This is a genomic window from Arthrobacter sp. STN4, from assembly GCF_024539665.1.
In the GTDB taxonomy this organism is placed as follows: Bacteria; Actinomycetota; Actinomycetes; order Actinomycetales; family Micrococcaceae; genus Specibacter.
The window spans coordinates 1-21,918 of the sequence record NZ_JAKZGX010000019.1 but is presented as its reverse complement, the minus strand read 5'-3'; the positions used below and the strand labels follow the sequence as shown (position 1 = coordinate 21,918).

Annotated in this window: 17 protein-coding genes and 3 pseudogenes; 5 read left to right on the top strand and 15 right to left on the bottom strand. The window is 62.9% G+C overall.

Going from position 1 to position 21,918, the window contains the following annotated elements; translation table 11 throughout:
* Window positions 1-76: 76 nt before the first annotated feature.
* From MMF96_RS13535 to MMF96_RS13525, 4 genes and pseudogenes are all read right to left on the bottom strand, one after another.
* On the bottom strand, window positions 77-1,453 hold the full coding sequence (locus MMF96_RS13535; protein ID WP_256883836.1) for an ABC transporter substrate-binding protein: 1,377 nt from the start codon (window positions 1,451-1,453) through the stop codon (window positions 77-79).
* A 1,095-nt stretch (window positions 1,454-2,548) separates the two neighbouring features.
* Window positions 2,549-2,698, bottom strand: a complete 150-nt coding sequence (locus tag MMF96_RS13530) for a hypothetical protein (protein WP_256883835.1) — start codon at window positions 2,696-2,698, stop codon at window positions 2,549-2,551.
* Window positions 2,699-2,896: 198 nt separating this feature from the next.
* Window positions 2,897-3,232: pseudogene (locus tag MMF96_RS19925) on the bottom strand (helicase associated domain-containing protein); the annotation flags it as partial.
* A 222-nt stretch (window positions 3,233-3,454) separates the two neighbouring features.
* The gene (locus tag MMF96_RS13525) at window positions 3,455-3,583 is read right to left on the bottom strand and encodes a hypothetical protein (RefSeq protein WP_256883867.1); all 129 of its coding nucleotides are present in this window, start codon (window positions 3,581-3,583) and stop codon (window positions 3,455-3,457) included.
* Between the two features lie 90 nt (window positions 3,584-3,673).
* On the opposite strand from MMF96_RS13525, the pseudogene MMF96_RS19665 reads away from it, so the two are divergent.
* A pseudogene (locus tag MMF96_RS19665) lies at window positions 3,674-3,871 on the top strand (ATP-binding protein); the annotation flags it as partial.
* A gap of 19 nt (window positions 3,872-3,890) precedes the next feature.
* Here MMF96_RS19665 and MMF96_RS13515 read toward each other — a convergent pair.
* From MMF96_RS13515 to MMF96_RS13505, 3 genes are all read right to left on the bottom strand, one after another.
* Window positions 3,891-5,324, bottom strand: coding sequence for an MFS transporter (locus MMF96_RS13515; RefSeq protein WP_256883834.1), 1,434 nt, complete (start codon window positions 5,322-5,324; stop codon window positions 3,891-3,893).
* A gap of 418 nt (window positions 5,325-5,742) precedes the next feature.
* Window positions 5,743-7,149 carry a ferredoxin reductase gene (locus MMF96_RS13510; protein ID WP_256883833.1) on the bottom strand — a complete coding sequence of 469 codons (1,407 nt, stop codon included), beginning with the start codon at window positions 7,147-7,149 and terminating at the stop codon, window positions 5,743-5,745.
* Window positions 7,146-8,450, bottom strand: a complete 1,305-nt coding sequence (locus MMF96_RS13505; protein ID WP_256883832.1) for an SRPBCC family protein — start codon at window positions 8,448-8,450, stop codon at window positions 7,146-7,148. The genes MMF96_RS13510 and MMF96_RS13505 overlap by 4 nt, the downstream gene beginning before the upstream one ends.
* A 159-nt stretch (window positions 8,451-8,609) precedes the next feature.
* Here MMF96_RS13505 and MMF96_RS13500 point away from each other — a divergent pair, with 159 nt between their 5' ends.
* From MMF96_RS13500 to MMF96_RS19915, 3 genes and pseudogenes are all read left to right on the top strand, one after another.
* Complete coding sequence (locus MMF96_RS13500) at window positions 8,610-9,542, top strand: LysR family transcriptional regulator (protein WP_256883831.1); 933 nt, start codon at window positions 8,610-8,612, stop codon at window positions 9,540-9,542.
* 230 nt (window positions 9,543-9,772) lie between these two features.
* Window positions 9,773-9,928 carry a hypothetical protein gene (locus MMF96_RS19920; RefSeq protein WP_375141436.1) on the top strand — a complete coding sequence of 52 codons (156 nt, stop codon included), beginning with the start codon at window positions 9,773-9,775 and terminating at the stop codon, window positions 9,926-9,928.
* Window positions 9,929-10,069: 141 nt separating this feature from the next.
* Window positions 10,070-10,291, top strand: a pseudogene (locus MMF96_RS19915) (integrase core domain-containing protein); the annotation flags it as partial.
* A gap of 97 nt (window positions 10,292-10,388) precedes the next feature.
* Here MMF96_RS19915 and fdhD read toward each other — a convergent pair.
* The 8 genes from fdhD to purU all read right to left on the bottom strand — a co-directional run bounded on the left by fdhD (window position 10,389) and on the right by purU (window position 20,987).
* A complete protein-coding gene (gene fdhD, locus MMF96_RS13490; protein ID WP_256883830.1) occupies window positions 10,389-11,270 on the bottom strand; it encodes a formate dehydrogenase accessory sulfurtransferase FdhD in 882 nt (293 codons plus the stop codon).
* Entirely contained in the window at window positions 11,258-12,574 is a 1,317-nt protein-coding gene (locus MMF96_RS13485; protein WP_306295888.1) for a molybdopterin molybdotransferase MoeA, read from the bottom strand. Before MMF96_RS13485 ends, fdhD begins: the two co-directional genes overlap by 13 nt.
* Before the next feature lie 212 nt (window positions 12,575-12,786).
* A complete protein-coding gene (folE, locus tag MMF96_RS13480; RefSeq protein WP_256883828.1) occupies window positions 12,787-13,374 on the bottom strand; it encodes a GTP cyclohydrolase I FolE in 588 nt (195 codons plus the stop codon).
* 8 nt (window positions 13,375-13,382) lie between these two features.
* Entirely contained in the window at window positions 13,383-15,710 is a 2,328-nt protein-coding gene (locus MMF96_RS13475; protein WP_256883827.1) for an FdhF/YdeP family oxidoreductase, read from the bottom strand.
* A gap of 191 nt (window positions 15,711-15,901) precedes the next feature.
* Window positions 15,902-16,777 carry a bifunctional 5,10-methylenetetrahydrofolate dehydrogenase/5,10-methenyltetrahydrofolate cyclohydrolase gene (locus MMF96_RS13470; RefSeq protein WP_256883826.1) on the bottom strand — a complete coding sequence of 292 codons (876 nt, stop codon included), beginning with the start codon at window positions 16,775-16,777 and terminating at the stop codon, window positions 15,902-15,904.
* Window positions 16,774-17,400, bottom strand: a complete 627-nt coding sequence (locus MMF96_RS13465; RefSeq protein ID WP_256883825.1) for a cyclodeaminase/cyclohydrolase family protein — start codon at window positions 17,398-17,400, stop codon at window positions 16,774-16,776. The genes MMF96_RS13470 and MMF96_RS13465 overlap by 4 nt, the downstream gene beginning before the upstream one ends.
* 126 nt (window positions 17,401-17,526) lie before the next feature.
* A complete protein-coding gene (locus tag MMF96_RS13460) occupies window positions 17,527-20,019 on the bottom strand; it encodes an FAD-dependent oxidoreductase (RefSeq protein WP_256883824.1) in 2,493 nt (830 codons plus the stop codon).
* A gap of 53 nt (window positions 20,020-20,072) precedes the next feature.
* The gene (purU, locus tag MMF96_RS13455) at window positions 20,073-20,987 is read right to left on the bottom strand and encodes a formyltetrahydrofolate deformylase (protein ID WP_256883823.1); all 915 of its coding nucleotides are present in this window, start codon (window positions 20,985-20,987) and stop codon (window positions 20,073-20,075) included.
* Between the two features lie 122 nt (window positions 20,988-21,109).
* Between purU and MMF96_RS13450 the strand changes: the two genes are divergently transcribed.
* On the top strand, window positions 21,110-21,787 hold the full coding sequence (locus MMF96_RS13450; protein WP_256883822.1) for a GntR family transcriptional regulator: 678 nt from the start codon (window positions 21,110-21,112) through the stop codon (window positions 21,785-21,787).
* Window positions 21,788-21,918: the final 131 nt, after the last annotated feature.

Below are 21,918 nucleotides of genomic sequence, written 5' to 3'. Positions count from 1 at the left end.
CGGCCATGGCCGGCCGTGGCACCCGGAATGCCGGGCCCGCCGGCGGGGGCTGCCCGCCGGCTGGCCCGGGGTCCGTTTACAGGCCGCCGCCGGACAGGGCGGAATTGATGGCCGAGTCAGCATCCTTCAATGCTGTTGCCGGCGTCTTTGAACCGGCCAGGACGGCACTGACATTGGTGTAGATGGCGGTGCTGACCTGCGGGTAGAACGGGGTCTGGGCAGGCCGCGGGACCAGCTTGGTCTGCGGCACCACGGCCAGGACGGCGTTGCTCTTGATGACGTCCGCGGACGTCCGGACGGCCTGGTTGGTCGGGATCTCGGAGAACTGCGTGGCCAGGATCTTCTGGGCGTCATTGCCTGTCATCCACTTGATGAAGGTCAGGTCCGCCGCAACATTCTGGCTGTGCGGGTTCACATACAGGTTCCAGCCGCCAATGTTCGAATAGCCGGGTGTGGACTCGCCGCCGAAGGTCGGCATGGGGGCCACGCCCACCTTGCCGACCACGGCGGACCCTGCCGCCTGGGACGTGGAATAGCCGTAGTCCCAGTTGCGCAGGAACACCGACTTGCCGGCGGAGAACTCGTTCATCGACTGCAGTTCCTGATAGGTCGATTCGGCCTTCGGGCTCACGCCGCTGGTGACCAGTTCCTGTTCAAACTTCAAGGCCTTCAAGGCTGCGGCACTGTTGACGGCGGAGGAGGTGGAGTCCTTGTTGAGCACGGCACCGCCGGCGTCGGTCAGGAATTCCATGAAGTTGCAGGTGGCTCCCTCGTAGGACGCACCCTGGAAGACGTAGCCGTACTGGGCTTCGCCCTTGGACTGGATCGTCTTTGAATCCGTCATCAGCTCCTCCCACGTGGTGGGCACCTTCATGTTGTTCTTGGCGAGCAGGTCCTTGCGGTAGTACAGGAAGCCCTGGTCCTCGAAGAACGGGGCCCCGTAGACCTGGCCCTTGTAGGTGGCCCCGGCCACCAGCCCGGGGGCGAAGGTGCCAAAGTAGCTGGCAGGCAGGTACTTCGACAGCGGGTCGGCCAGCTGGTGGGCGGCGAATTGTGCCGGCCAAATGACGTCGCCCATGTAGACGTCGGGTCCGGCACCGCCGGAAATCTGCGTGGTCAGTGTGGCGCGGTTGGTGTCGGTGTCGGTGGGGGCGGAAATCAGCTTCACCTTGATGTTCGGGTAGGCCTTTTCAAAGGCCGTGACCAGCACCGTGCGGGGATCGGCGCCGCTGGAGGTGATGGGGCTGGCCCACCAGGTGATGTTTCCCGAATTGGCCGTTCCGGGCGCCGCGACGGTGGCGGCGCTGGAGGATGTGGCGTTGCTGCTGCCCGGCGAGGAACTGCACCCGCCCAGAACCACCGCCGTCATGGCGACGGCGGCCAAAGCCGCGGCCCGCAGTGAGGCCGGCCGCAAGGACCGTCCCGGGTGGCGGTGCACGTGTACGTTGCGCATTAGACTTCTCGATTCACTCTTCTCGACTTGTGCCAGGTCCCGGGCTCGACGACCGGGACCGGTGGCTTGCGCCGCAGCATGCCACGCGCCGCCCCTGGGGGCGGTGTCCTGATTGAGTGCTTCTGCGGCACCTCGGGTGGAGTGATGGTGTGCCGGGCGGCCAATGCCGGGCCCGGCGGCGGGGGCCGGATGCTCCTAGGGGCTGGCGCGTGGGCGGGGCCAGCGGGGTTGGCGGCCGCTTTCGACGTCAGGCCTCACCTGGAATGCTGCACTTCCTTGCATGAATTCCATGTGTTCCAGCCTCGCTCGTGACCGGCCGGCATGCTCGTGTGGGCCACCTTTAACTCTGGAACGCTGCCCAGTCCCTGTCAAGGGGAGGCGTGCCAGTGGCAGGTCCGGTTCGGCATGCGGGCAAGGCGAAATCCGGGCCAAGAACGGGCACACGGAAGCGCCGTTGCTGACTCAACCAGTCCCGGACCCACCGGACCGCCGCTGACTGTCGACTGATTTCAGCAGGCGGGGAGCTCGGCAGCCGGATCCATGGATCGGAGGGCCCGGCGGGATCAGACGTGACCAATGCAGGGTCCTGCGGGATTCCTTGACGGTCCGTGCCTGGTGGGAAGGGCCGGAAGGCATGCGCATGGAACCGGTGTTGTTATACCGCTATGGATTTGCCTACTTTAACTGAGTAGCTCGGTTGTCCGGCGCAGTCGGTTGTGAAGCCGCGGCCTTGAAGCCGGCGGGGAGTTCGAGCAGGTTGCCGGTGTTGCGCCCGGGCCCGTCTAGCTTGTAGACGACGACTTCGTCTCCGCGTCTGAGGCGATCCAGCATCTTGTCCTATTCAGGGCGGTTGGCCGGGGTGCCGTTGTTCCCGTGGACGCGATCGCTGCGTTCACATCACAGCCCTCAAATTCCGGTTCCCCGATCTGCAGGTCGGCATCCGGCCCCGCGGTGCTGGCTGTGGCATATCCATGGAGCGTCAAGTCAACTTCTTCAAAGTCCCATCATAAGGATGGATTGCCCCAAGGATGGGAGTACTGCCGTGGGACACATTGTTGAGCCATTGCATTATCACGACACGCCGATCGAGTCCGGTTATGGCAGGAAGAGCCACTGTGCTTCCAACGAATCCTTGATGGAATAAAGTTTCTGGACCCCACCTTGATTGGTGAGATCGAGTGAGAGTTCCCGCGCCGCGGTCAGCAGCATCGAGTCCGGCGCTTGCGCCGAGATGATGGTGGACACCGGGACGAATTCAGTGATGCCCGTGGAGTACTGAGGCGGTTCAGGGCGAGCGGGACCGCCTCTTGGCCGAGCGCGATGCTTTGCTTGCTGTACGGGACGAAGAACTGCGCGACGCCCTTCGCGTCCCGTGAGTTGGTGGTGCAAGTGCCGATCGTTGGCGTGTTGGCGCTCCGGGGTGGTCCAGTCGCCCAACCGGTCCAGGGCGTTGACCTGGCCATCAGATAGCGTCCCGCCGTGGTGGGCCCGCCTTTGCCGTACGATCCACTTCCCCAGGCGCCGCCCGACCTCGGGGGCTGGGCGCGAGGTCCAGGGGAACCGTCCGTTCGCAGTGAGGAATGCCTCGAGTTCGTCCAGTTCGTTCCGCCATTCAAGGGAGGGGCTTGGGGAATCCGGCTGCTTGCCCTGTGGTCCTGACCAAGGCCGGCGTTCCGTTTCACGGCGGCTCGTAGATAGTGACGGACCGTGTTCACCGGAGCATGGCACAGGGCCGCGGTGCGGGGGACAGAAAGGCCACGGGCGTACGTCATCTCCCATTCCTCGTCCTTGGCCACAGTACCCACCTCCCGTGCACGACACCTTATCCGGTGCCCGTGTGCCGGGCAGGGGGCGGTGGCGATGTTGGGCATGAGCGAGTCTTCACCGATGGCTTGGGCATTTGAGGCTTTGAGCCCCATCCGATCGTGCGGTTCGGCACCACTGATTGTGCGGGCGAGCGCCAGTGGTGGTGTGGCTGGGTGCCACCGACGCTCCCCGTCCTTACGCGCTGGCCAGGGCGGTGTGCTCGCGCATGTTGTAGGTGCCCGTCTCAGCCCAGATCGTGTTGTGGATGATCTGGTCCATGGTCGCGGCCGCGTGAACACATGCCGAGGCGCTGCGCACCGCCAAGGTCGGATCCAGCAGGAGCCCGCCCGGCTACGCCGCTACGGACTGATCATCGTCGACCTATGCGGACCATCCGCATAGGTCGACGATGTCGGCTACATCCCGTCCGAACAGGACGCCGCGAACCTGTTCTTACAGCTCGTCTCCTCTGGCTACGAGCCCTCCTCGCTGATTCTGACCTCGAACCTTCCGTTCGCCCCGGGGGGGACGTCTTGGGGGGAGGCCGGCACCCAAAGCGCGAATTTGCCAACTGACAACGATCCGGCCATGGGCCTGGGCCCGGGCTCGTAGCCACTAGGTAGTTCCGGCGTTAGTGGGAGAAGTTTGTTGAGATTTCGGCGAGGGTGCGCCCCTTCGTCTCAGGCGCGAGCCATTGCGAGAGGACTGCGCCGAGTAATGCGACGGCGGCGGCTACGACCATGCTTGGGCCCAGGCCGATGTTGTTGATCGCCCATGGCAGGGCGAAGGTGCCAAGCGCGGCTCCGATGCGGCTGAAGGACGCGGCGAAGCCCATGCCGATGCCGCGCAGGTGGCCGGGGAATACCTCGGCCGGATAGACCTGGGTCAGCGTGGTGTAGCTGGCGTTGAAGAAGGAGAAGGCGAGAAACAGGACGAGCACGATGATCGCTGGTGCGTTCGCCCAGACTCCAATGATCAGCAGGATGCCTGCGCAGAGCCACTGCCCGGGCACGGTGAGGATTCGGCGGCCGAGCTTGTCAATTAGAAGTACGGTGGTGACAACACCCGCGGTCGCCAGTGCGGACAGGCCGACTCCACCGGTCCAGCCGCCGAAGCCGAATTGCTTGAGCACGTCGTCGGCGAAGGTCGCGATCGCGAAGTATGGAGTGACCGCGCAGAACCAAAAGCCTGAGGTGAAGAGGGTGGTGCGCCAGTGCTGCCTAGAGAACAGCATTGCGACGGAGGCGCCCTTGATTTTGGTCCTATTCTGCGCGGCTTGGGCCTCCTGGATCATCCTCAGATCCATCTCTTCGGTGATGCTGCTGTGCATCTGGGGCGATTCGACATGGCTGCGTGCGATCGCGAGTGCTTCCGTGTGCCGTCCCTTCGTAATGAGCCAGCTCGGCGATTCGGGGAGGCCCAAGCGGGCGACGAACAGGACGAATGCGAGTATCGTGCTCGTGCCGATTATGAGGCGCCACGGGGCGCCGGCGTCGTGCAGGAGCGTGCCGATGATGAATGCCATCATGAAACCGACGTACCAGGCGATCAGAGTCAGCCCGAGCAATCGCCCGCGGAGCTTTGGAGGGGAGAACTCTGATAGCAATGGCCCACCGATTGAGTACTCGCCGCCGATCGCGATGCCCATGATGAACCGGATGATGGCCAGCTGGATCACGGCCCCGTCTCCGGAAGTTACGAAGAACTGGGCCCCTGAGGCGACCAGGAACAAGCCCATGTCCACCAGGAACATGGGCTTGCGTCCGAACTTGTCAGTAGCCCAGCCAGCCAGCGGGGAGCCGACGAAGATACCAACCAGCGGGCCTGCAGCGATCATGCCCAGGGACAATGCGTCGAGATGGAGCTCTGACCCCATGAGTCCGGTGACGGGGCCGATAATCCCGAGGATGTAACCGTCGAGGAACATCCCACCGATGAAGACAGCGACAAGCCGCACCATGAAGCGGCGTTTGAACTTGGAGCTGGTTTCTTTTGATATGTTGGAACTGGTTTCTTTTGACATGGAGGTGTCGACGGAGGCCGTCGTCCTGGGCGGATCGATCATTGTGATTTGTTCCCTTCTGGATTCAGCGGAGACACTGAAGGCTGCTTTAGGGTTCTTTATACTTCTGGGTTCTGCGTGGGGGGAAGCTGCTGCCAAGCTGTTCTCGGCGGGCAACCCCTGAGGCGTAGAGGGTCTTGAGTCATTGCTTGTAGCCATGAGCGAATCCTTTGCTCGGCGAATCATGAGCTTCACGGTGATGCTGGTTGCATCAGACTGTCCGTGAGGTAGTTGTCGTCAGTTTTCGTGAAGTGAGTTGGGCTAATTGATACAGACAACGCATATACCGCTACCGGGCAACGAAGGCGTTCAGGCCGGCTGTGGCGATGGATGGTGGGTGGTGGCCGGCAACTTGTCCTACATGCCCTCGTGCCGTGAAACCGATCCCTGTTGCTGTCCGGCGAAGAGCAGCTGGAAGCGGTTAGGCATCGATAACCATGTCGGTGCGCGCGGTGGAGCAGCAGGGCAGGAACTTTCCAGCATCGATCTCACGTTTCCGGATGCCGCCCTGGTGGTTCATTTCGACCTCCCCGGACAGCTTGACAGTCTTGCAGGAGCCGCACATGCCTTCCTTGCAGTTCGCGCCGATTCTGACGCCCGCACGCTGGGCCACCCCGAGGATGTGCTCGGTGGGGTCGATCCGCACGTTGATGCCGGTACGCATGAAGGACAGCGTGAGGCTTCCGGTTCCGACCGTGTCGAAGCTCGAGGCATCAGGGTTCCCGGCCTCCGGCCCCACGTCCGGACTGCTGTCGGGACGTGGCGCCTCCGGGTCGACCGTTACCAGTGGCAGCCCCGTGGCCTCCAGGGGTCCCTCCGCGTCGAAGCCTGGCTCGTAAAGCCCGAACGCCGTCGGTTGGCCTTCATAGTAGTCCTCGGCGGAATCGGCGATCTCCTCGGCGATTTCCACTGCAATGTCCGCTGCAAGAGAGACCTCCGCCTGGTATTCAAGGAGCGTCTGGCGGTCTCCCGAGAAGAATTCCATGTAGATGGAGGTGTCGTCGACTCCGACATTCTTGAGGAGCTCAGTGGCGGTGTTCAGGTAACCCTCGGGGCCGCAGGCATAGACCTGGCGGCCGTTGGCATCGGGGGCAACCTCGTCGAGCATGGCCGCCGTCACCCTTCCGGTGAGCCCTTCCCACCCCTCGGGTATGCTGCGGTCACCCAGTGAGTAAAAAACCTTGACGCGCGAGTCAACTGAGGCGATGTAAGCCAACTCCTGGTGAAAGGCGAAGCCTCCGGCCGCCGCTCCGTGGTAGAGCACCACAACGTCGGCCTGTCCGGGCAGGGAGTGGATGGTCCGCACCATGGACATGATGGGAGTGATGCCTGCGCCGGCGGCCAGCAGGAGGTACCGTGCCCGCCGGTCTGCGTCAGGGAGGTGGAATGCCCCCACCGGTCCGAGCATCTCGAGGACGGTGCCGGGTGTGACGTTCTCGTGCACCCACGGCGAGACGAGTCCTGTGGGATCGCATTTGACTGTGATGTTGAAGGTCCACGGCTGCGTGGGTGAACTGGACAGCGAGTAGCTGCGGTCCACCGGATCCTGGTCCCCGCCGTTGACGGGAAAGGCGACGTTCACGTATTGGCCCGGACGGAACGCCAGGGGCGCACCGTCGCAGCGGCGGAACACGAAGGTCATCATGCCGCCCGCCTCGGGAACGGTCTCGACACATTCGGCCATGAACTCCTGCGGATGCCAGGGACCCAAGGCGCGGGCAGCCCGGGCGGGTGCCTCGGTGCTGCCCATCACCCTGTTCCATGGCATCTCGAGACCGCGAATACGCTGTGGTTCCTGGGTTGCTGTGTCGGTGAGGAGTTCGATCATGCCAAGTGCTCCTGCACGCGCTGGACGTACCAGTTGATGAAGGCCTCCACCTGGTATTCGCTCTTCATGTACGGGCCGGGCTCGTAGGCGGGGCTGCCGGCGCCATTCTGGCACAGCTCCACGAAAGCCTTGTCCTGCAGGTTTGTCTGCTTCCAGGTGTAGGTGAGCTTGTCCAGGTCGTAGTCGACGCCTTCCTCGGCGTCGTCAGCCACCAGCCAGGTGGTGCGTACCAGTGTCTGGTGTTCGTTGATGGGGAAAACGCCGAACGTGACGACGTGGTCCCCGAGGAAATGAAACCAGCTGTTGGGCTGCAGGTGCATCGAGCAGCGGCCTAGGCGGAAGTCACGCAAGTCGCCGAGGAGCTTCTTGGAGAGCCGGCGCCCATCGGGCGAGAACGATTCGCCCTCTCCGTCCAGCGATTCCCGGGAGATGCGGATCCCCGCGATCCGCGTGTCAAGCTCCTCGATGACCTCATAGGGAAGGCCATAGCGGCGGCACCGCTCCTCGAGCGAGGACTGCGCTTCCTTGTTGCGGTCCCAGACCTCTTCAAGGTGGGCCGGGACCAGTCCCTCGGTCAGGCCCCAGGTGGGGAAGAGCGAGCAGGCGAGTTCGGGGTGCCCATCGCAGTGGTAGCACTCACGGTTGTTTTCCATGACGAGCTTCCAGTTGCCCTCCTCGATGATGTTCTGCTGGTAGGCGATCTTTGTCTTGGACAGGTCGTGGGGTGCGAGGTAGGGCTCAAAGATCTTGGAGGTATCGTCGAAGTCTGCGGGCGGTTCGTCTGCGATGCAGACGAAAATGAGTCCGGCAATCTCACGGCTGTGGGCGCGCTTGAGGGCGAAGCAGTTCTTGTCGAACTTGGCTTCACCGGGAGCGGAGGCATGGATCAGGTTGCCTTCGGGAGAGTACGTCCAGGAGTGGTAACCGCATACCAGGTTTCCGGTGGAACCGGCGGCTTCGGTCAGGACGCGTGCACCGCGGTGGCGGCAGACGTTGTGCAGGACGTTGACGTCCCCATCGTCGGTGCGCAGCACGATCAGGGAGTAGTGGCCGTAGTCGAGCGTGATGTAGTCGCCCGGCTCCGGAAGCTCGGCAACGCTGCCGGCAAAGATCCAGTGCTGGCCAAAAATGGCTTCCATGTCGAGCTTGAATATGGTCGGGTCAGTGTAGAAGGGGGCGTCGAGGGAGTAGCCCGTGCGCCGCAAAGCGAACAACTCGGTAATTTCTGCCAGCTGCTCGGCAGGCAACGACGAAGCGAGTTTTCCGCGTGAATTGAGGGGCACGTTCACTGAAGCAGTCATGGGTTTCCTCCGGGAGGGCTGGGGAAGTGTGCGATTCGGGGATACCACCGAGTGGTAGGTGCAACCGGCATTGTCGCATTTGTTGTAACCGTTAGATTAGTCACACCAGTCCTGCAATAAAAGCGCAAGATTTGATGCAGAATAGTGCACAATGGATGCATGATCGATTCAAGGCTGACAACACTCCGGGTATTTGCCCAGTGCGGCACCGTGGGCGCGACCGCTGAACTCACGGGTTATTCTCCCTCCGCCGTCTCGGCGCAGTTGCGCGAGCTCCAGCGCGTACTTGGAATGCATCTACTGACGAAGGACGGCCGTGGTGTGCGGCTGACCGCCACCGGCCGTTTTCTCGTCGCGGGCTCGGACACCCTCATTGCGGAATGGGAGAGCCTGCGCGCCGCGGCCATGGAGGCCGGCAGCCAGGTGCCGTCCCGTTTTGGCCTCGGCGGATTCTCCACGGCGGCCGCCCAGTTGCTCGCCCCATTGGCCGCCACCCTGCGCTCAACACGCCCCCTTCTGGAAGTGCAGGTACTCGAGGCCGACCCGACCCGCTGCTTCAACTTGTTGGTTGCCGAGCGGATCGACCTCGCGGTCATCGTCGCCATGGAATCCGACAACCATCCTGAAGACGACCCGCGCTTCGAACAGACAGTCCTGCTCGACGATCCCCTGGACGTGATTATTCCCTCCAACCATCCGCTGGCATCACGAGAAACAGCAACGCTCGAAGAGCTGGTGTCAGAACCCTGGATCACCGAGACCGCCGGCTCCACCTACCACTCCCTGTTCACCGCAGCGTTCACGGCAGTAGGGGTGACACCGCGCATCGCCCATGAGGCGATTGAATGGGAAACCCAGATCGCCTTCGTGGGTGCGGGGCTGGGCGTCGGTCTGCTGCCGCGGCTGGCGCCCCTGCGCAATGCCGAAAACGTGGTTCGACTGCGCATCACCGGTAAGACGAAACCCGCGCGTCGCATTGTCGCCGCGGTGCGCAGGGGCAGCATCGCTTCGCCCCTGATCCAGGAGTCGCTCAACATCCTGCAGGTCAGAGCCAATCGGATCCTCGCCGCCCGACCTGAAGACGACCGCTGACAACGCATGGCCGCGTTTCGTGGCCGACGGGCCACAGGTCCAGAAGGTGGCGACACGTCCGCGCGGCCTGCCTTCTGCGCCGGACCAGAGAGTCCGCGGCCCCGGGACGAGCCAGAGTGCGCCCACAACCGACCCACGAAAGGGCCGTTTGCGGGCTGTAACCACTCCCGAACCACTCCGGGTGTCTTGACGAGGGTTAGTGCTGCCGGCTTTACGCCACCCCTGGCCCATTGTTGGGACTGGTTGACCTGGGCAGGGCCGCCGGAAACCGCAACAAGACCGGCACCTCGGCCAACCGCCGACCGGACCACGCCTTCCTGCACAACGGCGTCGATGCCCATTCTCGGGTCGTTTACGCCGAGATCCTGGCCGATGGGAAGAAGTAAACCGTAGCTGGGTTCTGCCAGCCCACCAACGCCGGTTTCCAAGAATGGAATCACCGTTAGACGGGTATTGGCCGATAACAAATCCTGCTACCGCTCCCGCGCCTCCAATGAAGCGCCAGGCCCGGACAGCAAGCACAACGTAACCGCCCTTACAGACCCGGCACCAACGGCAAAGTGGAACGATACAGCCGCACCATGCTCGATGAATGGTCCAACGCCAAGCCCTATGCATCAGAGGCCGAGCGAGTTGACGCCTTCGCCGACTGGCCGATCACTACAGTCATCATCGAGGCCACACCTCACTCAAAGGTCCGCCACCGGCCGGCTGCGGCACTAACCTCTCCGGTAAATCCACCTGGCTAAGTCTGGATGAGGCCGCGGCCACGGCGTCGTCCCACTTGACGGCCGCCGTCGCCCGGTTCACGGATAGGGGTCCTCAGGCAGTTCGGGGAGGACAAAGTCACAGCCGGGCATATTTCTCCTCACGGTTCACGTTGGGCTGTCGGGCCAACCGTTCGCGTCCGGCGTAGACATTCAAACTGTGTCCCCGGCTAAATCCCACCAACGTCAATCCGGTCTCGGCAGCGAGGTCGGCGGCCAGGCTCGAAGGCGCGCTCACGGCAGACAAGACAGGAATTCCGGCAAGGGCAGCCTTTTGGACAAGCTCGAAGGAAGCCCTTCCCGAGACTTGGAGTACGGTCCCTTCCAACGGCAACAGGTTCTGGCGCAGGGCCCACCCCACCACCTTGTCCACGGCATTGTGGCGTCCAACATCTTCGCGAAGACAAAGCAGCTCCGGCCTAGGGCCGTCCACCTTGAATAGGCCGGCGGCATGGACGCCGCCGGTTTGGTCGAACACCGTTTGGGCTTCTCGAAGGAGTTGAGGCAGTTCTGCGAGGACATCCACAGGGACTCGCAATGCGTCCTGGGAAGGATCAAAATGGAGGGTCTTACGGACGGCATCAATCGAATCGGTCCCGCAGATGCCACATGAGCTTGAAGTGTAGACATGCCGCATGGTGCCGGGCATGGCCACATCGGACCGCAGTTGGGCGTCAATGACGTTGAACGTCTGTGTGGCTCGGGTATCTCCGGCACAGAAGCGCAGAGAGACCAGCTCGGATGGTGAACGTATGACGCCTTCAGAGACCAGGAACCCGGCTACCAGGTCAAAATCGTCCCCGGGTGTCCTCATGGTGACCGCGAAGGAGCGGCCGCCGACACGGATTTCCAGGGGCTCCTCAGAGGCCAGTACGTCTTCTTTGAACCGCACTGGGTGTTCGGTTCCGGAACCGTCCAGTTGGAAGCGGTGGATCTTCCGGCGCTGGGTCATGCGTGCCATGATGTGCTTCGTGCTCGGGTGTTTGCGGCAACGACGGTCTCTTTTGGCGTCGCCCAAGGGAGGTGGAGCACAGGAACCTGCCTGCCGGCCCGGGCACCTCCAGGGGGGACGGCAATGATGCCATCGGCCCAGGCCAGGCCGCGCATCATGCCGGGGCCTGTATGCGACACAGGGAATGCCAGGCCATGGATTATTCTGCAGGGAATGAGACGCGTACGGTCCCGGTCCGGGTCGACGTCCGCACCTGAAATCGCCTGTCCAACGGCTCTTAGGGGCCTGCCTCCGAGGGCAGCCAGTAACGGTTCTACCAGCGTGGTGAGAGCCATCATGGCAGCCAGTGGATTTCCAGGAAGTCCGACGACGAACCGACCTTTCGGGAGTTCCGCCAGAACAGCGGGATGGCCTGGGCGCATGGCGATGCCGTCGAGCAGCAGTCGCCCACCAAGCGCGGCCACGACGCGACGGAGGTGGTCGGTGCCGGATGGGCCGGTTCCTCCTGTCGTTATGATGACGTCCGGTTGTTCCCCGGGGAGTGCCTCGGGTTTTCCCAGGGCCGATAGCCATTCGTCGTAGGAATCCCCGATTCGGTGGGGATTTTCAGGAATGCCCCCCAGTAGTGAAATGACGGTGCCCAGTTGGGGACCGAACGTGTCCCGGACCTGTCCGGGGGCAGGAATGCCGGCCGACACGACTTCCGTGCCGGTCAGTACGATTGCTACTAGTGGTTTGGCATCGATCTGGAGTTCGTCGTGGCCGGCCGCAGCGGCGAGAGCAATGTGAGCGGGGTTTAGAATGGTGCCGGCCGGGATTAGCACTTCGCCCGCCGCCGCTTCTTCACCGGCATGGCGTATGTGCTGACTCACTCGAGGTTCCCCGTGTTGTGCCCGGTCGCTAAGGGCCAGCAGGAGCTTTCCACCAGCGTCCTGCGTGAGCCGGCCACTTTCTTTGCGGAGTATTGAAGTTGCGCCGGGAGGTACCAATCCACCGGTGGCAATCGTGTTGGCGTGGCCCGGTAACAGGGTGTGTCGCTGCTCGGAAAGGGTCCAGGGACCGCTGCCATTGATGGCCCAGCCGTCCATTGCGGAGGAAGAGTAATGGGGGAGGTTCTGTTGTGCCGTGACGTCCCAGGTCAGTGTGCGGCCTGATGCCAATGCCAGAGGGACACTCACGGGCGGGAGCGGGGCGGCTACGTCAAAGGCAAGCTGACGGGCTTCGGACCAGCCGGTTCCCGGTGGTCCAGAACCGTGCCAGGTAGGGGACGACTTTGTGCCGCGACCTCCGGTGGCAGTATCACGGGCGAGCATCGTGGGCTCCTTTCTGGCTGTCTTGAGGTGTTGAAGGTTGCGGTCCGGTGCCTCGTCCAGTGGTATCGCCTTGGCGTTCACTGCCCTGGCGATCTGGACCTTGTCATGCAGGATGGCCATCATCAGTTGGCGGTTGTCCTCCACGACCGAGCACTGGCCGGTGGTGAAGTACAGGAACTTTGCCCAGGACTGGGTGCGTGTCCAGGGATTTCTTATCGCCCGAGTATCAGGCTGAGCGCCTCGGCCCGGGCCGCTGGCAGACAGAGCTCCCCGCGGACGGCTGAAGTAATGGTCTTGGCCCCGGGCTTGCGGACGCCCCGCATCGACATGCAGAGATGCTCGCACTCGACTACCACAATGGCCCCCAGGGGCCGCAGCGAACTGACCAGCGCTTCTACGACCTGGGTCGTCAGTCTTTCCTGGACCTGGGGCCTGCGTGCAAAGATGTCAACGAGCCGGGCCAGCTTGCTCAGTCCCGTGACGAGACCGTCAGCCGATGGAATGTAACCAACGTGGGCTACGCCGTGGAACGGCACCAGGTGGTGCTCGCAAGTGGAATGGAAGGGGATGTCCTTGACGATGACCATTTCTCCGTGCCCAAGGTCAAAGGTCTTATCCAGCACGGCCAGGGGGTCCTCATGAAGCCCGCCAAATATCTCCGCAGCCGCCCGGGCTACCCGCGCGGGCGTATCCACGAGCCCTGGCCTGTCCGGGTCCTCGCCAATCGCAAATAGATATTCGCGGACGGCCTGCTCAACCCGCGGCCCGTCCACACCTTTGGACGCTGTTGCCATCGTCATGTTGGCGCTCACGCTTCGGCCCGTTCCAGCCGCACGATGACGGACTTGGACGTCGGTGTACCACTGGTGTCAGCTACGGAATCGAGCGGCACGAGCACGTTGGTCTCCGGGTAATATGCTGCCGCACAGCCCTTCGGTGTCGAATACGAAACGATCCGGAAGTTCTCTGCCCGCCGCTCTGTCCCGCGGAACTCGGAAATCAAATGAACCATGTCACCGTCCCTAAAACCCAGCTCAGTGATGTCAGCCTCGTTGACAAGAACCACCCGACGCCCGCCGTGGATACCGCGGTATCGGTCATCCTTGCCATAGATGGTGGTGTTGTACTGGTCATGTGAACGCAGGGTCTGAAGGACCAGCCGCCCCTCAGGTACTTTGATGAATTCCAGCTCATTGCCGGTGAAGTGGGCCTTGCCCGACGCGGTCCCGAACTCTCTGGCGTCCCGCGGAGGGTGGGGGAGGACAAAGCCGCCAGGGTGCTCGATCCGCTCCTCGAAATCTTCGAAGCCGTCGATGACGGCCTCGATGTGCTTCCGGATCAATGAGTAGTCGTCTTTCATCGAGAGCCAGTCAGCTTTAGGCGTGTTGGGCAGCGGTAGATTGTCAGTGTCGGTAAAGAGCTTATGGGCGAGGTTGCACACTATGGCGACCTCTGAGTGGAGGTGCTCGCTGGCCGGCTTGAGGCGTCCGCGGGACGCATGGACGGCGCTCATCGAGTCTTCCACCGTCACCCTCTGGTCACCGGTGCGCTGCGCGTCCTTTTCGGTCCGACCCAGCGTCGGGAGGATCAGCGCGCGTCGGCCCGTGGACACGTGGGAATGGTTCAGCTTCGTGGAGATCTGTACCGTCAGCTCTGTGTTGGCCAATGCCCGTTCCGTGACCTCGGAATCCGGGGCCGCCCGGACAAAGTTTCCACCCATTCCAATGAAGACGCGGACCTTGCCGTCCCGCATGGCACGAATCGCCGCAACCGTGTCGTAGCCGTGCTTGCGGGGGGAAAGGAACTTGAACTCCTGGTCCAGCCTGTCGTGGAAATTCTCCGGCATCTTTTCGAAGATGCCCATGGTGCGGTCGCCCTGGACGTTCGAGTGGCCGCGAACCGGGCATACTCCTGCTCCGGGCTTACCGATGTTGCCTTGGAGAAGCAGCACGTTGACGACGTCCCGGAGCGTGGGAACTGAGTGTTTGTGCTGGGTTAGGCCCATGGCCCAGCAGACGACGGTGGATTTGGAGGCCAGCAGGCGTTCGCCCGTGGCTTTGACCTGCTCCAAGCTCAAGCCCGTGGCTTCGACTATTTCACTCCACTCGACTTTTTCGAGGTGCCGCAGGTATTCATTGATGCCCACGGTGTGGTTATTGATAAATTCGTGGTCCAGGACCGTAGTCAGTCCTGGGGTCTTCCTCCCCTGCGCCTCCGCCTCGAGGAGGTATTTGCCAAGCCCCTGGAAGAGGGCCTGATCCCCGCCGGCCCGGATCTGCAGGAAGTCGTCGGTCAGTTGCGTGCCCACGAGCGTTCCGGAGACCGTCTGGGGGTTCTCGAACCGGAGGAGCCCGGCCTCGGGAAGTGGGTTGACGGAGATGATGACGGCGCCGTTCTTCTTGGCTTTTTCCAAGGCGCTGAGCATGCGCGGGTGATTGGTACCTGGGTTCTGCCCGGCAACGAAGATCAGCGAGGCTGTTTCCAGATCGGCGAGGCTGACCGAGCCCTTGCCGATCCCGATGGTTTCGACGAGGGCTGAACCCGTGGATTCGTGGCACATGTTGGAACAATCGGGGAGATTATTCGTGCCCAGTCCCCGAACGAGGAGCTGGTAGAGGAAAGCGGCTTCATTCGAGGTCCGCCCGGAAGTATAAAAAACTGCCTGACCGGGATGGTCCATGTCTTTCATCTCCTGGGCGATCAGCTCATATGCTGCGTCCCACTCGATGGGTGTGTAGTGCGTGGCTCCTTCGGCTAAAAGCATCGGGTGGGTTAGCCGGCCCTGCTGACCCAGCCAATAGTCGTCCCGCGTTTTCAGGTCCTCGATAGGGTGTTTGGCGAAGAACTCGGGGGTGACGCGGCGGCGGGTGCCCTCCTCGGCCACTGCCTTCGCGCCATTTTCGCAGAACTCGGCTGCGTTGCGCTTTTCGTGTTCGGGCCACGCGCAGCCCATACAGTCGAATCCGTCGACCTGGTTCACGGCCAGCAGCGTTTGGACACTGCGCAGCGGACCCATCTGCTCGAGGGAGATCTTCAGCGAGTTCACCACCGCGGGGATTCCGACGGCCTTGGTCTTGGGTTTGGTGACGGTCAGCTTTGACTCGTCGATGTTATGCAACGGGGCTTTTGAAGGCATGTGGTTGTTCCTTCAGATCTGGGCGGGAAGCAGGGAGCTGGCAGGGGTGCTTGGTGGCAGTGTGGTGGTCTCCTGCAGCCTCGGCAGGCTGCGCGCCGGCGCGGCCACAAATCCCCGCCCTTCAGGCGCCTCGGCGCCTTCGACGGATACGACAACGGGTTCCGGGGGGTGGCAGATGGGCCCGCGGCGGGTCATCCGGCGGTTCCCGGGATCAAGACACGCGACTGTTCCCGCGCGGCCTCGGTTGTATGTAGAAGAAGCAGGGATGTGGTGACGGAGCCCACGCCGCCCGGGACGGGAGTCAGCGCCGCGGCGGTGCCCCGTACGCTGGTCTCGTCGACATCCCCTACGAGGGATCCGTCAGGTAGGACGTTGGTGCCGACGTCTATCACCACGGCCCCGGACGAGACATGGCCGCCGTTCAGCAGACCGGTGCGTCCGGCTGCGACGACCACGACGTCGGCGGTCTTGGTGTATTTCTCCAGCGGTCCTGATCTGGAGTGGCAGACGGTGACCGCGGCGTCGCGTTCCAGCAGCAGCAGTGAGAGCGGTTTTCCGACAACGGCGGAACGACCAATCACGACGACATTCCGGCCTGCCAGCGGAATGTCGAAGTGGTCCAGAATCTCGATGACGGCCCGTGCCGTGGCAGGTGCAAACGAGGGCTGGCCAACGGCCAGGCGGCCAAGGCTTAAGGGGTTCGCGCCATCGATGTCCTTCTCCGGGGCAATGTGCCCGACCAACCCATCTGTATCGACGCCAGGAGGCAGTGGCGCCTGGAGGATGATCCCGTTAACGGATGGGTCCCCGCTGAGGTCTTGCAGGACGGAGGCCAGGGCCTGTCCGGTGGCATCGGGGCCAAGGTCCACGATCCGGCAACCAATGCCGACGCTTTCGGCAGCTCGTTCGATGGACCGCACATACCAGTGTGTGGAGCCGTCGTCGGTGGCCACAACCACTGCGAGTGTGGGGCGCAGTCCGGCGGCTTCGAGCTCCCGGACCTCATGGAGGGCCTTCTGTTTTATGGTCTTTGCCAGTTGTTTTCCGGAGAGGAGTACGGCACTCAACCGAGAATCCTTTCACGCACGCGCCCCACGAGGGAGTCTGCTGCCAGAATGACCTTCTCGTCAAGGCCGTCGGTTTGGTCAGTCAACCGCGAGCGGGCCGAAGCGTCTTTGATGGCTACTACGTTAATGTCGACGTTCACCCGGGCGGTACTTGCTGCTGCGCGGGCTGCGTCGGCGGCGGCAGCGACGTCGCTGATCACGTTGGCATTCGCGACCTCGAAAAGTTCCGTGGCAAGTTCCACGATTGCGCCGGCAACCCTGATGAGCTGTGCGGGGGTTTGGGCGGCCAGGAAGAGCGCGTCCTGGATGGCTGCCGTCCGTGCGGCCTTAAGGCCTTCGGTCCCGGACGGAAGCTTGTACGAGTCGATGACGCCTTGGAACGCATGTTGGTCGGCGTCCGCGAGGCGAAGGGCCTCGACGACCAGTTCGTCTGCGGCGCTGATGATCCTTTGGATGAGTCCGGCGTGCTGCTCGTATTTGGTGCCGGTGGTGTATCTGGCCACCATGGCGACGAGCGCTGCCCCCTGGGCGGCGTGGAGGGCGGCGGCGGCGCCGCCGCCTGGCGTGGGTTCCCGCGAGGCAAGCCTGGCGAGGTATTCATTGATTGTTTCTGAGCTGATCATATGTCTTCCTGGGCTGAAGCTTGAGTCGACTGGGCTGGGTTTGAGACGTGATGGAAGGGCAGCGGCCCGGACTCTGCTTGCGAGGTGAAGAGTCCGGGCCGCGTGCTCTTGAATGGTCCGGCGCTGTTAGCCGCGGAGCCGGGTCATCGTCGGGTCGTACAGCGGATCTGCAGTGACTGTGGCCTGGATGCGCCGTCCGAAGTACTCGATTTCTACCGCGTCGCCAACGGAGACGGCGGCGGGCAGGTACGCGTAGGCGATCGGCTTGGCCACGGTGTAGCCGTAGGCGGCGCTTGTTACGTAGCCAACTGCCTGGTCCTTGTAGAAGACAGGTTCCTTGCCCAGCACGATGCTGCGTCCGTCGTCGACCGTCAGGCAGCGCAGGTGGCGGGCGGAGTTTTCCTCGGTCCGGCCTTCCAGCGCTGCCTTGCCGACAAACTTTTCCTTGGTCATCTTCACGGCGAAACCGAGTCCCGCTTCCAGCGGGTCGTGCTCCGTGGTCATGTCAGTGCCCCACGACCGGTAGCCCTTTTCCAGACGCAGCGAGCTGAACGCGGCGCGGCCGGCAGCGATCACGCCGAATGGCTGGCCCGCCTTCCACAGCGCGTCCCACAGGCGTTGGCCGTTGTCTGCGCTGGTGTACAGTTCCCAGCCCAGCTCGCCGACGTAGGACAGCCGCATTGCAGTGACGGTGACGCCGCCGATGACAACCTTCTTCGCCCGGAAGTAGCGCAGGCCGTCGTTGGAAAAGTCGTCGCTGCTGACGGTGCTGATCAGGTCCCTGGCGAGGGGTCCCCACAGACCGATGCAGCATGTCCCGCCGGTGGTGTCGCGCACCTGGACCCAGTCGCTGGCGGTTCCGTTTGCCGTCTGGTGGCGTGCGGCCCGCTCAAAGTAGGCCGTGTCGATGTTTCCATTGGCCCCGAGCTGGAACGTGTCTTCGCTCAGCCGGGCCACGGTGATGTCGCTTCGGATTCCGCCGGCGTGGTCCAGCAGGAGGGTGTAGGTGACTGCCCCGGGCTTCTTGTCCATCTCCGCTGTGGTGAGTTCCTGCAGCAGCTTCAGTGCTCCCGGGCCGGAAATCTCGAGGCGCTTTAGCGGGGTCATGTCGTACATGGCCACCGCGTTGCGGGTCTTCCAGGCTTCTGCGGCGGCGATGGGCGAGCTGAACATCCCGGACCAGGCGTCGCGTGCCGGCGGCTGCCACCCAGCCGGCATCTCCTTCAGCAATTCTGCGTTGGCTTCGAACCAGTAAGGCCGTTCCCATCCGCCGCCCTCGAGGAAGAATCCTCCCAATTGCTTGTGGCGGGCGTGGAAAGGGCTGACGCGCAGATTCCGTGGCGAGAGCTTTGGCTGCAGCGGGTGCAGGACGTCGTAAATTTCCACGAAGTTCTGCTGGGACGTTTCGCTTACGTATTCGCGGGTCAGCTGAACATCCTCGAAGCGGTGGATATCGCAATCGCCCAGGTCAATGCTGGACTTGCCCTCCACGAGGAGTTCGGCGACGGCGCGGGCGATGCCTGCCGAATGGGTGACCCACACGGCTTCGGCGACGAAGAAGCCATCGACCTCCTTGGATTCACCCACCAGGGCGCCGCCGTCCGGGGTGAAGGAGAAGATGCCGTTGAAGCCATCCTCGATTTCGCTCTCGCGCAGGGCTGGCAGCAGCTGCTTGGTTGCTTCCCATGCCGGGAGGAAGTCCTCCAGGGTGAAGTCGAGGCGGGAGGGCATGTTGTGTTCATTGATGCTGCCGGAGTCGTAGGAGCCGAGTTCATCAAGATCCACGGGCATGGGACGGTGCGCGTACGAACCGATACCATAGCGGTCACCATGCTCGCGATAGTAGAGGTCCTGATCCTGGTGCCGCAGGATCGGCAGGCCGGCACCGTCGGGCAGTTCGTTGCGGCCTATCTGCGCCGGCACCGGAGTGGTCTTCACGTACTGGTGGGCCAACGGCAGGAGCGGGACGGACATCCCTATCATCTCGCCGATCTTGGCGCCCCAGAAACCGGCGCAGGAAACCACGATGTCAGCAGGAATGGTTCCTTCGGACGTCTGGACGCCGGTGACCCGGCGGCCGGACTGCTCGATGCCCGTTACCGTGGTGTTGCCGAGGTACTTGACGCCTGCGGCTTCCGTCCGCTTGATCAGCAGCTGGACTGCGCGGGCAGCGTGGGCCAGGCCGTCGCTGGGGACGTGGAGCCCGCCAAGGATCTCTTCCTCACTCAGGAGCGGGTAAAGCTCCTTGCACTCGGCGCGGGAGAGGATCTTGCCCTCGATACCCCACGCGGCGGCATAGCCGAGCTTCCGCTTCAAATCCGCGAGGCGGGTCTCGGTGGTCGCAACTTCCAACCCACCGACCTGGTTGAAACAGCTGGCGCCGTCCTCTGTCAGGGACAGGAGCTTCTCAACGGTGTACTTGGCGAAGCTCGCCATGGTTTTGGAAGGGTTCGTTTGGAAGACGAGGCCCGGGGCGTGGGATGTGGAGCCCCCGGGCATGTTCAGGGGTCCCTGGTCAAGGACGGTGATGTTGTTCCAGCCCCGGGTGACCAGTTCATCGGCCAGGTTCGTCCCGACGATTCCCGCTCCGATAATGACAATGCTTGGCGTCGATGCCATGTGGTTTCTCCTGCTGTTTTCGTGTGTAGTCTTTGCGGGTGTGGTGGTCGTGTCTACCGGAACACGACAGTACTGGTTTGGTCCAGCAACACACGGTGTTCGCAATGCCACCGCACCGCGCGGGAGAGTGCCAGTGCTTCGGCGTCCCGTCCGACGGTTGATAGGGCGGCCGGTCCATAGCTGTGGTCGACCCTGATGACTTCCTGTTCGATGATGGGCCCCTCATCCAGTTCCGCGGTTACGTAGTGGGCCGTTGCGCCCACCAGCTTGACTCCACGGTCGTAGGCCTGGTGGTAAGGGCGTGCACCCTTGAATCCCGGGAGGAAGGAGTGGTGGATGTTGATAGCCCGGCCTTCCAGGGAGCGGCAGAGGTCGTCGGAGAGTACCTGCATGTACCGGGCGAGCACGACGAGGTCGATGTTGTGCTCGTCCACCAGTTCCAGCAGGCGCCGTTCGGCGTCCAGCTTCGTCTCAGGGGTTACCGGCAGGTAGATAAAGGGCAGGCCGGCGGCCTCGGCCATGGCCCGGTGAGTTTCATGGTTGGAAACGACAAGGGCGATGTCGCCGCCGAGGCTTCCGCCACGCCAGCGGAAGAGCAGGTCGTTCAGGCAGTGGCCGAACTTGGACACCATCACGAGGATGCGTTGCTTGGTCTGGTCATGAAAGCTGAACTTCATCTCGAAGCCGTCCGCAATCGAAGTGAACTCCTTCTGGAGCCGTTCCGGCGTGTACTCGGGGGAACCCGAGAATGCGGTGCGCAGGTGCAGCGTCTCGCGAAGCCCGTCGTCGAACTGCTGATGCTCTTCAATATTGAACCCACGTTCGAAAAGAAAAGTAGTGACGGCCTGGACAATGCCGGCACGTTCGACGCACGACAGTGTGAGTACGAACTTCCGGGCCTTGTCATTCCCGCTGGGGCCTGTCTGAGGCAGCGTGCTGGTTGATGGGTCTGTTGCCACTTGGGTCATGTCCCCTCCTTTGAATATATTTATACACTCAGTACTGATATATCAGGACTGGAATTAGCGTATACTGGTCAGTGATGGAGGTCAATAGCCTTTTAGGCTTGAATGGAAAGAGGTCCCCCGCTATGGCTTTTGAAGTTCTGGCACTTGGTGATAGGGCAAAGAGATCATTGGCCGAGGTAGCGTACGAGCACATCCGGGACCGGCTGCTGATGCTGGACATCAAGCCTGGCGACCTCCTCAATGACGAGGACCTCGCCAGGGACCTTGGCGTCGGTCGGACCCCGGTGCGTGAAGCCCTGAAACGGCTGGAGCTGGATCGCTTGGTGGTTTCCTATCCGCGGAGGGGTACCTTCGCGACGCGGGTGGAGGTCACGGACCTTGCGTTCATTTCCGAAATCCGCACCCAGCTTGAGCCTCTTGCCGCCTCCCGCGCTGCGCGCGTGGCGACGGAGCCAATGAGAGAACAGTTGCGGGCTGTTATGTGCGCTGTCGAGTCTTTCGACACCCGGGCGGCCTCCGTCGTTGAAACCCTGCGCCTCGATGCCAGCGTGCACCAAAGCATTTACGCGGCCGCCGCCAATCCCCACCTCGAAGATGTCCTGATTCGCTACGACAACCTCGTGACACGAATCTGGTGCATGGTCCTGGACCGCCTTCCCGACCTCTCCCGCCACCTGCATGAGCATGTGGACCTGCTCCGTGCGGTCATCGACGGGGATGAAGCCCAGGCCGGGGAACTCGCGCGCACCCACGTCACTGGCTTCGAGCATGCTGTGCGCGAAGCTCTTTTCGCCGCCTAGCCCTCTAGATGAGTAATTCCAAGTTGGTTAATGGTCGTAGGCGGTGAGTGAGCGGCGGATGGCTTGCCCGGTTTGGTCGTTGTGCCAGATCGCGGCGGTCATGGCCAGCAGGCGTTGGATGACGCGGGCGG